At 45.2% G+C, this 16,462-nt stretch carries 14 protein-coding genes; 5 read left to right on the top strand and 9 right to left on the bottom strand.

What is annotated here, in order from left to right:
• Window positions 1–18: 18 nt before the first annotated feature.
• The 5 genes from sucA to sdhC form a co-directional block, all read right to left on the bottom strand.
• Window positions 19–2,829: a 2-oxoglutarate dehydrogenase E1 component gene (sucA, locus tag OH456_RS14895; RefSeq protein WP_124940707.1), complete on the bottom strand. Its 2,811-nt coding sequence runs from the start codon at window positions 2,827–2,829 to the stop codon at window positions 19–21.
• 101 nt (window positions 2,830–2,930) lie between these two features.
• On the bottom strand, window positions 2,931–3,641 hold the full coding sequence (locus tag OH456_RS14900) for a succinate dehydrogenase iron-sulfur subunit (protein ID WP_006074265.1): 711 nt from the start codon (window positions 3,639–3,641) through the stop codon (window positions 2,931–2,933).
• 15 nt (window positions 3,642–3,656) lie between these two features.
• The gene (gene sdhA / locus OH456_RS14905; protein ID WP_038225391.1) at window positions 3,657–5,423 is read right to left on the bottom strand and encodes a succinate dehydrogenase flavoprotein subunit; all 1,767 of its coding nucleotides are present in this window, start codon (window positions 5,421–5,423) and stop codon (window positions 3,657–3,659) included.
• Window positions 5,424–5,771, bottom strand: coding sequence for a succinate dehydrogenase, hydrophobic membrane anchor protein (sdhD, locus tag OH456_RS14910; protein ID WP_006074263.1), 348 nt, complete (start codon window positions 5,769–5,771; stop codon window positions 5,424–5,426).
• Window positions 5,765–6,157 carry a succinate dehydrogenase cytochrome b556 subunit gene (sdhC, locus tag OH456_RS14915; protein WP_270033752.1) on the bottom strand — a complete coding sequence of 131 codons (393 nt, stop codon included), beginning with the start codon at window positions 6,155–6,157 and terminating at the stop codon, window positions 5,765–5,767. Before sdhC ends, sdhD begins: the two co-directional genes overlap by 7 nt.
• 395 nt (window positions 6,158–6,552) lie before the next feature.
• Between sdhC and OH456_RS14920 the strand changes: the two genes are divergently transcribed.
• Entirely contained in the window at window positions 6,553–7,842 is a 1,290-nt protein-coding gene (locus tag OH456_RS14920; RefSeq protein WP_006074261.1) for a citrate synthase, read from the top strand.
• 75 nt (window positions 7,843–7,917) lie between these two features.
• Here the strand turns inward: OH456_RS14920 and OH456_RS14925 are convergent, their stop codons facing one another.
• Complete coding sequence (locus OH456_RS14925) at window positions 7,918–8,676, bottom strand: Nif3-like dinuclear metal center hexameric protein (protein ID WP_124940705.1); 759 nt, start codon at window positions 8,674–8,676, stop codon at window positions 7,918–7,920.
• 84 nt (window positions 8,677–8,760) lie between these two features.
• On the opposite strand from OH456_RS14925, the gene OH456_RS14930 reads away from it, so the two are divergent.
• Window positions 8,761–9,528 (top strand): DUF1853 family protein, encoded by a 768-nt coding sequence (locus tag OH456_RS14930; RefSeq protein ID WP_270033899.1) that lies wholly within the window; start codon window positions 8,761–8,763, stop codon window positions 9,526–9,528.
• A gap of 92 nt (window positions 9,529–9,620) precedes the next feature.
• On the opposite strand, the gene thiI is transcribed toward OH456_RS14930, so the two are convergent.
• From thiI to pomA, 3 genes are all read right to left on the bottom strand, one after another.
• Window positions 9,621–11,069, bottom strand: coding sequence for a tRNA uracil 4-sulfurtransferase ThiI (gene thiI / locus OH456_RS14935; RefSeq protein ID WP_065311685.1), 1,449 nt, complete (start codon window positions 11,067–11,069; stop codon window positions 9,621–9,623).
• A gap of 240 nt (window positions 11,070–11,309) precedes the next feature.
• Window positions 11,310–12,245 carry a flagellar motor protein MotB gene (locus tag OH456_RS14940; RefSeq protein WP_031493734.1) on the bottom strand — a complete coding sequence of 312 codons (936 nt, stop codon included), beginning with the start codon at window positions 12,243–12,245 and terminating at the stop codon, window positions 11,310–11,312.
• A 40-nt stretch (window positions 12,246–12,285) separates the two neighbouring features.
• Window positions 12,286–13,050: a flagellar motor protein PomA gene (gene pomA / locus OH456_RS14945; RefSeq protein WP_031493735.1), complete on the bottom strand. Its 765-nt coding sequence runs from the start codon at window positions 13,048–13,050 to the stop codon at window positions 12,286–12,288.
• Window positions 13,051–13,393: 343 nt separating this feature from the next.
• Here pomA and xseB point away from each other — a divergent pair, with 343 nt between their 5' ends.
• The 3 genes from xseB to dxs are packed head-to-tail and all read left to right on the top strand — an operon-like array spanning window position 13,394 to window position 16,429.
• Window positions 13,394–13,636, top strand: a complete 243-nt coding sequence (gene xseB / locus OH456_RS14950) for an exodeoxyribonuclease VII small subunit (protein ID WP_006074254.1) — start codon at window positions 13,394–13,396, stop codon at window positions 13,634–13,636.
• A 20-nt stretch (window positions 13,637–13,656) separates the two neighbouring features.
• A complete protein-coding gene (ispA, locus tag OH456_RS14955) occupies window positions 13,657–14,541 on the top strand; it encodes a (2E,6E)-farnesyl diphosphate synthase (protein ID WP_270033753.1) in 885 nt (294 codons plus the stop codon).
• 22 nt (window positions 14,542–14,563) lie between these two features.
• The gene (gene dxs, locus OH456_RS14960) at window positions 14,564–16,429 is read left to right on the top strand and encodes a 1-deoxy-D-xylulose-5-phosphate synthase (RefSeq protein ID WP_270033754.1); all 1,866 of its coding nucleotides are present in this window, start codon (window positions 14,564–14,566) and stop codon (window positions 16,427–16,429) included.
• Window positions 16,430–16,462: the final 33 nt, after the last annotated feature.

Below are 16,462 nucleotides of genomic sequence, written 5' to 3' on the forward strand. Positions count from 1 at the left end.
TCCTTTTACTTCTAGTTCTTAATCTAGAGTCAACGCGTCTGAAATTAACGCTTTCTGTTGTTTTAAGTGTACTGACATATAACCTACTGCCGGAGACGCTGATGCTGGTCGGCCAGCATAGCTCAGTTCTGCTCCTACAGGGATTGCCGCACGGAAGTTATGTTGGCTCGAATACCAAGCGCCTTGGTTTTGAGGCTCTTCTTGACACCACACAAAATCTTTCGCATTGGTATAAGCAGCAATCTTCGCTCTAACGTCATCCATTGGGAATGGATACAACTGCTCAATACGAACGATAGCAACGTCATCTTGGTCGTTGTTACGACGCTGCTCAAGTAAGTCAAAGTAAACTTTACCTGAACAGAAAACGACACGTTTCACGTTCTCTGGAGCAATATCGTCAATTTCCCCGATCGCAGGTTCAAACGTACCTTGTGCAAGCTCTTCAATAGTTGAAGTACACAGTGGATGTCTTAGTAGCGATTTTGGCGACATAACGATAAGCGGTCTACGCATCGGGCGAACCACTTGACGACGAATCATGTGATACACCTGGGCTGGCGTAGATGGGATTACCACTTGCATGTTTTGTTCAGCACAAAGCTGTAAGTAGCGCTCCAGTCTTGCCGAAGAGTGTTCTGGGCCTTGGCCTTCATAACCGTGTGGCAATAGCATAGTCAGGCCACACAAACGCCCCCACTTTTGTTCACCAGAAGATATGAACTGATCGATGACAACTTGTGCACCGTTAGCGAAATCACCAAACTGCGCCTCCCAAATAGTTAGACCGCTTGGTTCCGCAGTAGCATAACCGTATTCAAATGCCAGTACCGCTTCTTCAGACAGTACGGAGTCAAAGACTTGGAAAGGTCCCTGTTTGTCGTGCAGGTTAGCTAGAGGAATATAGGTACTTGCATCATCTTGATTATGCAGAACCGAATGTCTGTGGAAGAAGGTTCCTCGGCCTGAGTCTTGACCAGAAATACGAATACGTTTTCCATCATCCAGAAGCGTAGCGTACGCGAGCGTTTCAGCCATACCCCAATCGATCATTTTCTCACCGCTCATCATAGCAGCGCGATCGTTGTAGAGTTTATTGACTCGACTTTGCAGTTTATGGCTATCTGGATACTGTCCAAGACGTTGGCCAAGCTCAATAAGACGCTCTGTCTTAACTTCACTCGCCCATTCTTCGTCCCATTCTCGGTCCATATATGGAGACCAGTCTACTGAGTGCAGAGCCATAGGACGCCATTCTTTACATACCACTTCGCCTCGATCCAGTGCATCACGATATTCATTGATCATTTGAGTCGCAGTTTCAATATCACTCTCTTCACGCTCGATTAGCACATCGGCATACAACTTACGTGGAGTTGGGTGCTTCTTGATTTTTTGGTACATCAATGGCTGAGTAGCATTTGGTTCATCTGCTTCGTTATGGCCGTGGCGACGATAGCAAACTAAGTCAATGACCACATCTTTAGCAAATTCATTTCTGAAGTCCAATGCGATTTGAGTAACAAATGCAACGGCTTCAGGATCATCAGCATTAACATGGAATATCGGTGCCTGTACCATCTTAGAGATGTCAGTACAGTACATCGTAGAACGCATGTCATGTGGGTTTGAAGTAGTAAAGCCGACTTGGTTATTCACAACAATGCGAACCGTACCACCGACTCGGAAGCCTCGTGCTTGAGACATGTTGAACGTTTCAGCAACCACACCTTGACCCGCGATTGCAGAGTCACCGTGGATGGTAATCGGCAGTACCGAACGACCATCTTTGTCGCCTAAGCGATCTTGACGAGCACGCACAGAACCAATAACTACTGGGTTAACGATCTCAAGGTGAGATGGGTTAAATGCTAGAGCTAAATGCACATCTCCACCAGGCGTTGCAAAGTCAGCAGAGAAACCTTGGTGGTACTTAACATCACCAGTACCCCATGTTTCGTCATGCTTACCCGCAAACTCATCAAACAAATCTTGTGGTTTCTTACCCAAGACGTTGACCAGCATGTTCAAACGACCACGGTGCGCCATACCAATCACAACTTCACGCATCCCCTTGCTACCAGCATGGCGGATAAGTTCTTTAGTCATTGGAATAAGGGCGTCGCCACCTTCTAGAGAGAAACGCTTTGCACCTGGGAATTTGGCACCTAAATAGCGCTCAAGCCCTTCCGCAGCAGTCAGTTCTTCAAGGAAAGTGTGCTTATGTTCAATATCAAAGGAGGGTTGACCGACTACTGATTCTAAACGCTGCTGGATCCAACGTTTTTGTGCGGTGTTGGTCATGTGCATGTATTCTGCACCAACGGAGCCACAATAGGTTTTTTGCAGCGCCTTATGAAGATCACGTAATGTCATGCTTTCTTGCCCAATTGCAAAAGAGCCAACATTAAATGTCTCATCTAAATCGTCTTCAGTAAGAGAGTGGAAAGCAGGTTCCAGCTCTTCAACAATCGGACGTTTCCATAAACCCAGCGGATCTAGGTTAGCAGCTTGGTGACCGCGGAAGCGGTAAGCGTTGATTAGCTGCAGTACTTTTACTTGTTTAGCATCGACCTCGGGGTCACTTACTTGAACACTTGAATGCTTTGTTTCTTGAGCGAGTCGTCGGAAGTAATCACGGACACGTGAATGCGGTTGTTCAACCACATCGTCAGGTTGCACAGGCAACCCTTCAAAAACACGTCTCCACTCCTCACTTACCTGATCGGGATCACTTAGATACAGTTCGTAGAGGTCTTCTACGTACGTTGCATTGGCGCCTGCCAAGTGTGAAGACTCGAGCCATGCCTTCATCACACCATTGTGCATATTTTCCCTTAACCAGTAGTAGTTTTCACGTATGCTTCGGTCTACGCCGAGCTATTAGAAGCCGGCTCTTCCAAAGGTCGAGCCGGCAATTTTATTATTTGTTACACCGAACGATTCACAAGCATTGACTTGATGTGGCCAATTGCTTTTGTCGGGTTTAATCCTTTAGGACATACACTGACACAGTTCATGATGCCATGACAACGGAAAACGCTAAATGCATCGTCAAGATTTGATAAGCGTTCATCTGTTGCTGTATCGCGGCTGTCAATCAACCAACGGTACGCGGCAAGTAGACCTGCTGGTCCAATGAATTTATCTGGATTCCACCAGAATGACGGGCAAGATGTCGTACAACATGCACACATAATGCACTCATACAATCCATCCAAATGCGCTCGCTCTTCTGGCATTTGCAGATTTTCACGCGAAGGTGGCAAATTGCCATCCGAAATAAGAAACGGCTTAACTTTCGCGTAGTTATCATAAAACTGAGTCATGTCGACAATCAAGTCACGAACTACAGGTAATCCAGGAAGTGGTCGAATTACGATCTCGTTCCCTTCCAGAGCTGACAGTGGCGTGATACAAGCCAGGCCATTTTTGCCATTCATGTTTAGGCCATCAGAGCCACAAACACCTTCACGACAAGAACGACGGAATGATAGCGTTGGGTCTTGCTCTTTCAGAAGAATCAGAGCATCTAACACCATCATGTCAGAGCCTTCATCAACTTCAAGCGTGTATGCCTTCATGTAAGGCTTATTGTCTACATCCGGATTGTAACGGTATAGAGAGAAATTAAGTTTCATAGTCTGGTCCTCCCTCTAGTACGTACGTGCTTTCGGTGGGAAAGCTTCACGATGAACTGGTGTCATGTTGACATCACGTTTCGTCATCTGTTCAGTTTCCGGGTTGTAGATAGAGTGACATAGCCATTGCTCGTCATCACGGTCTGGATAGTCAAAACGAGCGTGTGCTCCGCGGCTTTCTGTACGATAGTTCGCCGCAACCGCTGTAGAGAATGCCGTTTCCATCAAGTTATCAAGCTCTAAACACTCAACGCGTTGGGTATTAAATTCTGAAGACTTATCTGCAAGGTGTGCGTTTTGTAGGCGCTCACGAATCACTTTTAGCTCTTCTAGACCTGTTGCCATTGCATCACCTTCACGGAATACCGAGAAGCTGTTTTGCATACAAGTTTGTAGATCTTTACGAATTTGAACAGGATCTTCACCTGAAGTGCTGTTTTCCCAGCGCATAGTACGTGCCAGTGACTCTTCAATGTCTGATTCCGTCGCTGGACGAGCTTCTGTTTGCGCGGCCAGAGTTTCACCAAGATGAAGACCAGTAGCACGACCAAATACCACGAGGTCAAGCAATGAGTTACCACCTAGACGGTTAGCGCCATGAACCGATACAGAAGCAATTTCACCACAAGCAAATAGGCCTTGTACTTCAAGGTCGTTTCCAGAAGCATCTTGTTTAATAGCTTGACCAGAAACTTGCGTTGGTACACCACCCATCATGTAGTGACACGTTGGAATAACAGGGATTGGCTCTTTAACTGGATCAACGTGTGCAAACGTTCGAGAAAGTTCACAAATACCTGGAAGGCGCGACTCAAGTACGTCTTTGCCTAGGTGATCCAATTTCAGTTTAATATGTGGACCCCATGGACCATCGCAGCCGCGACCTTCACGAATTTCAATCATCATTGAACGAGCAACTACATCACGACCAGCAAGGTCTTTTGCATTTGGTGCATAACGTTCCATGAAGCGTTCGCCATCTTTATTAAGAAGATAGCCACCTTCACCACGACAACCTTCTGTTACTAGTACACCAGCGCCAGCGATACCAGTTGGGTGGAACTGCCACATTTCCATGTCTTGCATAGGAACGCCTGCACGTAACGCCATACCGACACCATCACCAGTGTTGATGTGAGCATTGGTAGTAGAAGCGTAGATTCGACCTGCACCGCCTGTCGCTAGAATGGTTGCTTTAGACTTGAAGTAACAAATCTCACCGGTTTCCATGCATAACGCAGTACAACCAAGAATCGCACCGTCTTGGTTTTTCACTAGGTCAAGTGCATACCACTCTGAGAAAATTGTGGTCTTGTGCTTAATGTTTTGCTGATAAAGCGTATGAAGCAAAGCATGACCAGTACGGTCAGCTGCAGCTGCTGTACGTGCTGCCTGCTCGCCACCAAACTCTTTAGACTGCCCACCAAATGGACGTTGGTAGATCGAGCCATCTTCAAAACGAGAAAACGGTAGACCCATTTTTTCTAGTTCGATAACAGACTTAGGACCATTCTTACACATATACTCGATAGCGTTTTGGTCACCAATGTAGTCAGAACCTTTAACAGTGTCATACATATGCCACTGCCAGTTGTCTTTATGAGAATTTCCTAGCGCTACTGTGATACCACCCTGAGCGGATACTGTATGTGAACGAGTAGGAAATACTTTGGATAGCAATGCACATGATAGGCCTTGCTCTGAAATTTGTAGTGCAGCACGCATGCCCGCACCACCAGCGCCGATTACTACGGCATCAAACTCACGAACTGGAATAGACACTTACGCACCCCACAGAATAAAGAAACCAGAGAAGAAGTAACCAAGAAGCACTGCGATAAAAGTCAGTTGCAGCGCACCACGAAGCTTGGCACATTTGATGTAGTCTGTAAGAACTTGCCATAGACCAATCCACGCATGAATAAGCACTGAAGCTAGCGCCAACATAGTGAAGACTTTAGTGAAAGTACCACCAAAGAAATTGGTCCACGATACGTAGGAAATGTCTCCTGCAAACGCGCAGAAGCTCACGAGATAAATCGTATAAAGCGTCATAATGATAGCGGTAGCACGAATCAATAAGAAATCGTGCACGCCATTACGACCAAATGTTGAGACGTTGTTTACCATACCAATACTCCAGCCAGCAGTGACAGAATACCTGTCACGATGAAGGCAACCTTAGCGCTTTTGGTGCCCGACTCGAGCTCCTCAAAATAGCCTAGGTCCATAATCAAATGACGCACACCACCAACAATGTGGTACGCCAATGCCGTCAAAATTCCCCAAAGGATAAATTTCACGAAGAAACCATCGACGATGTCAGCAGCTTCTGCGAAACCAATCGGAGAAGAGAGTGATTTGGATAGTAACCAAAGAAGTATACCGATCGACACAAACGTAATCACACCCGACACACGGTGCAGGATGGAAGCGATTGCTGTGATCGGAAAGCGAATTGTCTGCAAATCTAAATTAACAGGTCTGGACTTTCTTTCTTTCACGGGCTTGCTCACTCAGCTCCATTGAGCCATTTATTGTTATGAATAAATTTTGGTCCGTAAGCCTCAAAAGTTAACATAAAGTTAACAATAAATTCGTGTTACAAGAGAGATAATTGTAACAATAATGTTAACAGACTAAGATCCAAATCGACCTCACCTCGGTTTGTACCCTAGAATTTATAAGGATTTGACCAACAATTTCACCGCAACTATACGGTTGGCAACATTCTAATACAATTGGTGTAACAAAATATGCTACACAGAACAGATTTTTAACCATTTTTCTATAAAAAATCATAACAAGTGCACACATCACCGTTTAAAAATTGACTTTAACTGCGAAGCGAAGTAAAAAATTGGCACACAAACATCCTGGACGGATTAAATAATAAACAAAGGAGATTGTTATGGCAGATAAGAAAGCGACCCTTCATATTGAAGGTCAAGCGCCAATCGAGCTGCCGATTATGGATGGTTCTATCGGACCACAAGTAGTCGACGTTCGTAAACTTGGAGCCAATGGTTACTTTACTTTTGACCCAGGTTTTCTTGCCACTGCATCCTGTGAATCTCAAATCACTTATATCGACGGCGGCAAAGGTGTGCTACTGCACCGTGGCTTCCCAATCGATCAGTTAGCTAACAATGCAGACTACCTTGAAGTTTGCTATATCCTTCTTGTTGGTGAAGCCCCTACACGAGAAGAATATGAGAGTTTCAAACAAATCGTTACACGCCACACCATGGTTCACGAACAAATCGCGAGTTTCTTCCACGGTTTCCGTCGCGATGCTCACCCAATGGCGGTTATGTGCGGAGTTGTAGGTGCTCTTGCAGCCTTCTATCACGATTCTTTAGATATTAATAATGATACTCACCGTGAAATCGCGGCTTATCGTTTGATTTCTAAGATGCCGACACTTGCAGCTATGTGTTACAAGTACTCAATCGGTCAACCATTCATCTATCCTCGTAACGATCTAACGTATGCGGAAAACTTCCTACACATGATGTTTGCTAATCCATGTGAAGAGTATGAAGTGAACCCTATCGTTGCACGTGCGATGGATAAAATCTTCACTCTGCACGCAGACCACGAGCAAAACGCTTCGACTTCTACAGTACGTCTTGCTGGTTCATCGGGTGCTAACCCATTTGCGTGTATTGCAGCTGGTATTGCATCACTATGGGGCCCTGCTCACGGTGGTGCCAACGAAGCATGTTTGCGTATGCTTGAAGAAATCGGCTCTGTTGATCAGATCCCTGAATTCATCGAGCGCGCGAAAGATAAAGATGACCCATTCCGCCTAATGGGCTTTGGACACCGTGTTTATAAAAACTACGATCCACGTGCAACAGTAATGCGCGAAGCGTGTCACGAAGTACTGAAAGAGCTAAACATCAAAGATCCATTACTCGACGTGGCAATGGAGCTTGAGCGTATAGCACTTTCAGATGAGTACTTCGTTGAGAAGAAACTGTATCCAAACGTAGACTTCTACTCAGGTATTATCCTTAAAGCGATTGGTATCCCTGTTTCTATGTTTACGGTTATCTTCGCGATGTCTCGTACTGTGGGTTGGATTGCTCATTGGAACGAAATGCACAGCGATCCAGGCAACCGTATCGGTCGTCCTCGCCAGCTTTATACTGGTGAAGAAATGCGTGATTTCAAACCGCTTCACGAGCGTGAATAACAGAGCACATCAATCAGACACAACATCTGAAAACAAAAGAGCAGCTTACGCTGCTCTTTTTTATTAGAAGAAAGTCTAAACTGGATTATCAATGTCGATAAACTCGACATCAAGGCCATGCGCTGATGCTAGCCACTCACCCAGAGCCTTAATACCATATCTTTCAGTTGCATGGTGGCCCGCCGCAAAATAGTGGATGTTCAATTCACGGGCTGTGTAGGTTGTGCGCTCAGAGATCTCACCTGAGATAAATGCATCGAGCTCTTTAGATGCAGCAAGTTCAATATAGTCCTGACCACCACCGGTGCACCAACCTACCGTTTCAATCATTTTCTCCGCTTGTTCAGGTGCAATGTGAAGCGGTTCTCTAGAGAGAACCTGAGCAATTTTCTGAGCAAAGGCTTCACCAGTCATCGGTTGAGCCAGTTTACCAAACATAGCTACAGACTGAGGGTGCCCTTCTAGTCCATCAATCACTTCAATGTCGAGTAATTCAGCTAATCTCGCATTGTTGCCAAGTTCAGGGTGTATATCCAGAGGTAGATGGTAACCATACAAATTAACATCATTTTTGATAAGGGTGCGAATACGTTTTCCTTTCATACCACGAATGGCTTCAGGTTCGCCTTTCCAGAAATAACCATGATGAACTAATAGAGCATCCGCGTTAACAGATACCGCATAATCGATCAGTGCTTGCGAGGCCGTTACACCTGTCACTACCTTTTTTATTTCACTAGCGCCTTCAACTTGTAGTCCATTTGGACAATAGTCTTTAATCAATTGAGGAGACAACTTTTCATTGAGCACCGCTTCGAGTTGTAAGTTATTCATAGCACTTCCTGAGCAATTTCTTGATTTCCGTGGTTATAGCAATTTAATCTAGGGTTGTCGAAAGGAAAACGCAAACACATGAGCATGAATACTATAAAGGAATTCTTATCTTGGATAAGGACTAGTCCTAGTCTAATGATGAATGACCACAGAATCTCGCCCTACTTCCCCTGCATCAGTATGGATTCAGATGTTACAGTTCACAGCGACTATGACGGCAACCCTAGACTCGGTTTTTTGTATCAGGAACTGTGTCGTCGACAGTTTGAAGCCAGTCATGAGTATCAAGTTATAGTCGAAGAATTGCAGTTGCAGCAAAATAACCGAACTATTGGTGCTATCGACTTTATTTTGGATAACCTTGCCACTGAGCAAATTGAGCATTGGGAAGTGGCAATAAAGTTCTATCTACTCAAGGACGGCTATTGGTATGGACCAAATGCCAAAGATCGCCTGGATAAGAAATTGCATCGCATGCTTGAGCACCAACTTATTATGACTAGTACAGAAGCGTTTCAAGCTTTGTATCCGAACATTGATGACATTTCTCAGCACCTACTGATGCAAGGCAGACTTTACGTCAACCCATTTGAAAAGACTACAGTTCCAGAATACTGTCTAGGTTTGAAGATCAATCCGGAGCGAGTCACTGGCTTTTGGTGTTATCAAAGTCAGTTTGAAAGGGTTACGGAGCCTTTGTACCAACTATCCAAACCTCTTTGGGCTACGGGATTCAACAACGAAAACAAAGTGCCAGTGACTGAACTGCCACAACACTTTATCCATTGTCAGTCTGAAACTGGTCAGTTTTGGTTTATTGTTCCCGATGACTGGCCGCAGAGTAGTATGTAACTTTAAAGCCATAAATAACGGGCATAAAAAATGGGCCCTAATAAAGCGCCCATTTTTACCTTGTGATTTGTCTATCGCTTTAAAGACGATCCCTAAGGGCGATACACCTTCACATTGTTAAAACCTTGTTCTTGCAAATACAAAGCTTGAAGACGACTCATTACGCCGCGATCACAGTACAGCAGGTACGTTTTCGACTGGTCTAAGTCACCAAACTTGGTTCCTAACTTAAAGAATGGAAGGTGTTGAACTTCAACGCCATCGAGTTCCAACGGACTCTCTTCCTCTTCTTCTGCGCTACGAATATCTAAAACGATAGCGTGCTCTTCAACTGCTTGAACTTGCTCGACTTCAGGCGCTTGCTCCTGACTTTCTTTTTCGATATCACGAATGTCCATCATTCGCGCATCACGCACTACTTGCTCAAGAATCCCGAAGTCGAATTTCTCTTCTTCAGCTTCTAGCTTAGTTTTCACAGCCTTCACAGTTGGCTTACGAGAAATCACCCCGCAGTACTCAGGCATGGTCTTAGCGAAATCTTCAGTACCGATTTCACGAGCAAGGTCGATAATGTCTTCTTTATCCCAGTTGATTAGAGGGCGAAGAATTAATGTGTCAGTGACACCATCTATATGACGTAAATTAGTCAGCGTTTGGCTTGATACCTGGCCGAGTGCTTCACCCGTTACCAAGGCTTCAATGCCAAACTTTTCAGCAAGCATTCCACCAGCACGCATAAACATACGCTTAAGAATAACGCCCATTTGGCCGTCTTCTACTTTTTCAAGAATTTCAGCAACAACCGGTTCAAAGTCCACCGAGATGAATTTCACTTTCGCTGAAGAGCCATACTTGTTCCACAAGTAATGCGCAACTTGCTTAACGCCAATCTCGTGAGCAGGGCCGCCTAAGTTGAAGAAACAGTAATGCGTTTTAGAACCGCGTTTAATATGCAGATAGCTCGACACTCCAGAATCAAAGCCGCCTGAAATCAAGCTCAGCACATCTTCTTGTGTTCCAAGAGGGAAACCACCAAGCCCTTTATGGCGAGCGATGATTTGATTCAGTTTATCGTTCGCAACTTCGATGTTTACTGTTACGTCAGGCTTAGACAGTTTCACACGAGCACTTTCGACAGCTTGATTCAAGCCACCGCCAACATAGCGCTCGAGCTCGATTGAGGTGAAGTCGTGCTTGCCGCGTCTCTTAGCTCGAACAACAAAAGTTTTGTTTTCGATACGGCTGCCGTTTAGTTCCAACACCTGCTCGTAGATATCGTGCATATCTTCAAAATCAGATTGCTGAACCTCAAGAACATGATGGATACCCGGGGTGTGAGTTAGGATCTCCAACACCTCGTTGTAGTATTCATCAGAGCTAGCATTCACTTCAATGTGGTCACGACGGTTATATACCGCTACAGATTCCGTACGGCGCTGGATAATAATTCGCAGGTTGCACTCTAAGATTCTTGTAAAGCGCTTACGCACTGAATCGCTTTTTACAAAAATCTCTGGATGGGGCTTTACGATAAATCTCATAGTCTTTTCACATCTCGTTGCAATGCTGTCTGAGCACGACAGTATAGGTAACAAATATCAACTGTAGTACAAACTCACCCAACTCATCGTGCCAAGTTTGAGACTAGAGCGGGCATTCGTCTATTTGGGGCGCAAGTATATACTCTACGTAGTTAAGATGCGAGTGTTGCAATTGTAGCGTTCAGCACAATAAAAAACACCAGCGCTGAACGCTGGTGTTTCATAGTAATAGTGCACATTTTATTGACCGTCTGCAGACACCTCATCAGTGTACACTGGCTCCCCTTGCATAATACTGATTTCAACACGGCGGTTGCGCGCTCTCTGTCGCTCAGTATCATTCGGGCCCAAAGGTTCGGTATCAGCCACTCCCAGCACTCGCAACCTTTGATGAGAGAAGCCTTTTACTTTCTCCATCTCTTGGGCAACAGAAACAGCTCGCTGAGACGATAAATCCCAATTAGAACGGTACAGCTCAGAATCCAAAGGCAAGTTATCCGTATGCCCTGACACACGGACTTGGCCAGGTATATCCTTAACTAAATCAGCAACCTGACGAACAAGAGGTCTAAATTTAGGCTGCAAGAAGGCCGACCCCTCTGGGAAGGCTCCTTTTTCTTGAATCCGAATCACCAGTTGTTGTCCCAAGTTGTCTACTTCAACAGCACCCTGTTTAATCTCTTGTTGCAACGCTTTCTTGATGATCTCTTCTAGTTTATCGAGATCTTCATTTTCTTGTTCGCTCTGTGCCGATGCCGTACCAATCTGGTTCTTTTGAGTCCTATCCGCTGTTTGACCACCCGTCATTTTGCCATCGTCTCGCTGATTACCACCAGCGCGATCTGACTCACCTTCATGAAACTCTAGCGTTTGCTGAGTGATGTCCATGGTCTGCTGCATAATGACGTCAATTGGCGTTGGTTCAGGGCGACCTGGTCGGAATTCTTGTGCGATGATGCTGGTACCCTTAGGGATATCTTTCACCTCAAGGCGATTTTGTACCCCGAAGGCAAACTTCATAGAGCCCGCAATTTGCTTGAACTTCAGTACATCCATTTCAGAAAATGACAACAGAAGTACAAAGAAGCACATGAGTAGCGACATCAAATCCGCAAATGTGCCCATCCATTGGGGAAGACCCGGTGGTGGACAATCGCATTTTTGTTCCTCTTCCACAGCTCCTCCTACGCCAATTTAATATGTGAGACCAGCATGTTTACTCACCGTCCAAATCAAAGGCTCGCTTGCTCTCATTGAGGTAGTTTTTCAAATAGCCATCAATCACGCGAGGGTTTTGACCATCTTGAATCGCCAAGACACCATCCATGATCAAACGACGATTGAGTTTTTCTTGCTCGCGACGCAACGTAAGCTTGTCAGCAATCGGGAAGAAAAGCATGTTGGAAAGAATCGCCCCATACAAGGTTGTTAAAAGTGCCACCGCCATTGCAGGACCAATCGACTTCGGATCGTCCATGTTAGAAAGCATCGCAACTAGACCAATGAGGGTACCGATCATTCCCATTGCAGGAGAAACATCACCAAATGCCTTAAAAACGCCCGCTCCTTTCACATGGCGTTCATCGGTTAATGCGATGTCTTTTTGCATCGCGTTACGCACAACTTCTGCATCGTGACCATCAACCAATAGATCGATGCCTTTTTGCATAAAGCTGTTCTGAATATCCATTTCCTCTAAAGCTAGGAAACCACCTTTACGTGCCGCATCCGCCATTTCGACGATTTTCGCGATTAAGTCTTCAGGTTCATCGGTTTTGAACATGAACGCTTTGCCAGCAATCTTCGTTGCACTAAAGAACTGGCTCAGAGTGAACTTCATCAACACCACAAATGTCGAACCACCGATTACGATGAATACCGACGTGGTATCGTAGTAAGTCATGATGCTGCCACCTAGCACCATCGCCATAATGATCGAAGCGGCCCCACCAATTAGGCCTATCAGCGTTGCTAAATCCACTCAACACTCCATAAATAATTGCCATCAATCGACATTGACGAACCTGAATATCCGCACGAGTCTATCGCGTTATATTTAGGTTATCGACCACATGCCCATATCTTTAAGTAATTTATGACCTGAAAATCACAAAATTCCCTGCTCCCTCTTCTTTTAGCCGGAGTCAATTCGAGAAATCGCCGTAAAACAACACCTTCCCCAGTTTCTATATCCATCCTGTTGAACAAATTTGTAGCAGAAACAAAAAGTGGAAAGCATCTTGGTTACATTTTTGGCACCATTAGTTTGACCATCCGTTAAGGCTAATGTAACGTTCGAACATTTCTGATAAAACAAGTAAGTTATGGCGACGAAAAAACCAGAGAACATGTCGTTTGAAGCGACAGTGGATGAGCTAGATATGCTTGTCGAACAATTAGAAAATGGTGACCTTGCATTGGACGACGCTTTGAAGAAGTTTGAACGTGGTATCGCTTTAGCTCGTGCTGGGCAACATAAGCTTACAGAAGCAGAACAAAAAGTCAGCATCCTGCTAGCCAAAGATGACGATGCAGAACTTGATGACTTCTCCCAGTCAGCGGAATAGAAACAAAAGTGAGTATCCCCATGATTGAGGCTTTAAAGTCTTATCAACAACGTAATAACGAGCAACTGGACGCTTGGCTCGACCACTACCCTTTCCAAGAACAAAGATTAATAGAAGCAATGCGATATGCATTGCTACTTGGCGGTAAACGTGCTCGCCCTTTCCTTGTTTATGCTACCGGACAGATTTTTGGTTGCACCAATGAACAATTAGATACTCCGGCCGCTGCTATTGAGTGTATCCATGCCTATTCATTGATCCACGATGATCTTCCTGCAATGGATGATGACGAACTCCGTCGAGGTCAAGCGACTTGCCATATTCAATTCGATGAAGCGACTGCTATTCTAACTGGTGATGCTCTGCAAACACTGGCCTTTACCATTTTATCTGAAGGTGAATTGGCATCCTTTGCCAATGAGCAACGTATTACTATGGTACAAAAGCTTGCTCACGCTTCAGGTGCTGCTGGTATGTGCATTGGGCAAGCACTCGATCTAGAAGCAGAGAACCGCAATGTGACGCTGGAAGAGCTTGAGCGTATACATCGTCATAAAACAGGGGCACTGATTAAGTGCGCTGTTCAGTTAGGTGCTTTGGCAGCTGGGGATAAAGGGGGTCAATACCTACCTCAGTTGGAAAATTACGCTGATGCAATTGGACTCGCGTTTCAGGTGCAAGACGATATTCTAGATATTGTCGGTGACACGGAAACCTTAGGTAAACCTCAGGGTTCAGACGTCGAACTTAACAAAAGTACCTACCCTGCTTTGCTAGGATTAGAAGGGGCTCAGCAAAAAGCAGCGCAGCTTTTTGAAGAAGCACTTTGTGCTTTAGAGGCTATACCCTACAATACTCAATTACTCGAAGATTTCGCCCGATATGTCATCGAGCGCAACAACTAAACAGAATTAAAGCGCTAACACTATGACACTTGATATTTCAAAATATCCAACACTGACATTAGCAAATACACCGGAAGAACTTCGCTTGATGCCAAAAGAGTCACTTCCGAAGCTTTGTGAGGAGCTAAGAACGTATTTGTTAAACTCTGTGAGCCAATCAAGCGGACACCTAGCTTCTGGCTTAGGGACGGTTGAATTAACTGTCGCCCTACATTACGTATACAACACGCCTTTCGACCAATTGATTTGGGATGTGGGCCATCAGGCTTATCCACACAAAATTTTGACGGGTCGACGCGAGAAGATGTCGACGATCCGACAAAAAGATGGGCTTCACCCTTTCCCTTGGCGTGAAGAAAGTGAGTACGACGTTTTATCCGTTGGCCACTCATCCACATCTATCAGTGCGGGACTTGGTATTGCCATCTCTGCGGCTAAAGAAGGCAAAGACCGTAAAGTGGTCAGCGTTATTGGCGACGGCGCCATTACTGCAGGAATGGCATTTGAAGCACTCAACCACGCTGGTGATGTTCATCCTGATATGCTCGTAATCCTCAATGATAACGAAATGTCGATCTCAGAAAACGTTGGCGCTCTAAACAACCACCTCGCTCAGGTCTTATCTGGTAGTTTATACACTTCGATTCGTGAAGGCGGTAAGAAAGCACTATCTGGTTTGCCACCAATTAAAGAGCTAGTTCGTCGTACAGAAGAACATTTAAAAGGTATGATCGTTCCGGGCACACTATTTGAGGAGCTAGGCTTCAACTACATCGGCCCTGTTGATGGTCATGATGTCAATGAATTGGTTAAAACGTTAAAGAACATGCGTGAGCTTAAAGGCCCGCAGTTCCTGCACATTATGACCAAGAAAGGTAAAGGATACGAACCAGCTGAGAAAGATCCAATCGGTTACCATGGCGTACCTAAGTTCGATCCTTCTCACTCCTGTCTGCCAAAAAGCAGCTCAAGCAAACCAACCTATTCAAAGATCTTTGGCGATTTCCTATGTGATATGGCAGCCAAAGACCCTTCATTAATGGCAATTACTCCTGCCATGCGTGAAGGCTCTGGCATGGTACGTTTCTCGAAAGAGTATCCGAGCCAATATTTCGATGTCGCGATTGCAGAGCAACACGCCGTGACATTAGCCACTGGTATGGCTATTGCTGGTAACCGCCCAATCGTTGCCATTTACTCTACGTTCTTACAGCGCGGCTATGACCAACTGATCCACGATGTTGCTATTATGGATTTGCCTGTAATGTTTGCTATCGACCGAGCAGGATTAGTCGGCGCTGATGGTCAAACTCACCAAGGTGCCTTCGACTTAAGTTTTATGCGCTGCATCCCTAACATGGTCATCATGGCACCAAGTGATGAAAATGAATGTCGCCAGATGCTCTACACTGGTCACATGCACAATGGTCCAAGTGCCGTACGCTACCCACGTGGTGGGGGCAATGGAACAACACCAGAAGCTGAATTTACCGCTCTAGAAATCGGCAAAGGTCGCATCGTACGTGAAGGCGAAAAAGTAGCGATATTATCCTTCGGTACTTTCTTAGATAATGCGCTTATCGCGGCGGAGAACATCAATGCTACCGTCGCTGATATGCGTTTTGTCAAACCGCTTGATGAAGCGCTAATTAGAGAGCTTTGCAATAGTCACGACGTCATAGTTACTCTAGAAGAAAACGCTATTGCAGGTGGTGCTGGCGCTGGCGTAATTGAGTTCATGATGAGTGAGAAACTAATGAAGCCCGTCCTAAACCTAGGACTTCCTGACAGGTTTGTCGCTCAAGGCACTCAAGATGAGTTGCACGCAGAGCTTGGACTGGATGCGGTGGGTATAGAAAAATCCATTCGAGACTATCTAGATAAGTAATCTTACTTCCATATGAAAAGCGGCTTGTGAGTC

Source organism: Vibrio sp. La 4.2.2 (assembly GCF_027586995.1).
GTDB classification, from domain to species: Bacteria; Pseudomonadota; Gammaproteobacteria; order Enterobacterales; family Vibrionaceae; genus Vibrio; species Vibrio mediterranei.

Bases quoted from the DNA above. Each gene is read 5' to 3' on its own strand.
- OH456_RS14920 (WP_006074261.1), top strand. From the start codon at position 6,553: ATGGCAGATAAGAAAGCGACCCTTCATATTGAAGGTCAAGCGCCAATC.
- OH456_RS14900 (WP_006074265.1), bottom strand. From the start codon at position 3,641: ATGAAACTTAATTTCTCTCTATACCGTTACAATCCGGATGTAGACAAT.
- xseB (WP_006074254.1), top strand. From the start codon at position 13,394: ATGGCGACGAAAAAACCAGAGAACATGTCGTTTGAAGCGACAGTGGAT.
- sdhD (WP_006074263.1), bottom strand. From the start codon at position 5,771: ATGGTAAACAACGTCTCAACATTTGGTCGTAATGGCGTGCACGATTTC.
- thiI (WP_065311685.1), bottom strand. From the start codon at position 11,069: ATGAGATTTATCGTAAAGCCCCATCCAGAGATTTTTGTAAAAAGCGAT.
- ispA (WP_270033753.1), top strand. From the start codon at position 13,657: ATGATTGAGGCTTTAAAGTCTTATCAACAACGTAATAACGAGCAACTG.
- dxs (WP_270033754.1), top strand. From the start codon at position 14,564: ATGACACTTGATATTTCAAAATATCCAACACTGACATTAGCAAATACA.
- sucA (WP_124940707.1), bottom strand. From the start codon at position 2,829: ATGCACAATGGTGTGATGAAGGCATGGCTCGAGTCTTCACACTTGGCA.
- OH456_RS14930 (WP_270033899.1), top strand. From the start codon at position 8,761: ATGAATACTATAAAGGAATTCTTATCTTGGATAAGGACTAGTCCTAGT.
- OH456_RS14925 (WP_124940705.1), bottom strand. From the start codon at position 8,676: ATGAATAACTTACAACTCGAAGCGGTGCTCAATGAAAAGTTGTCTCCT.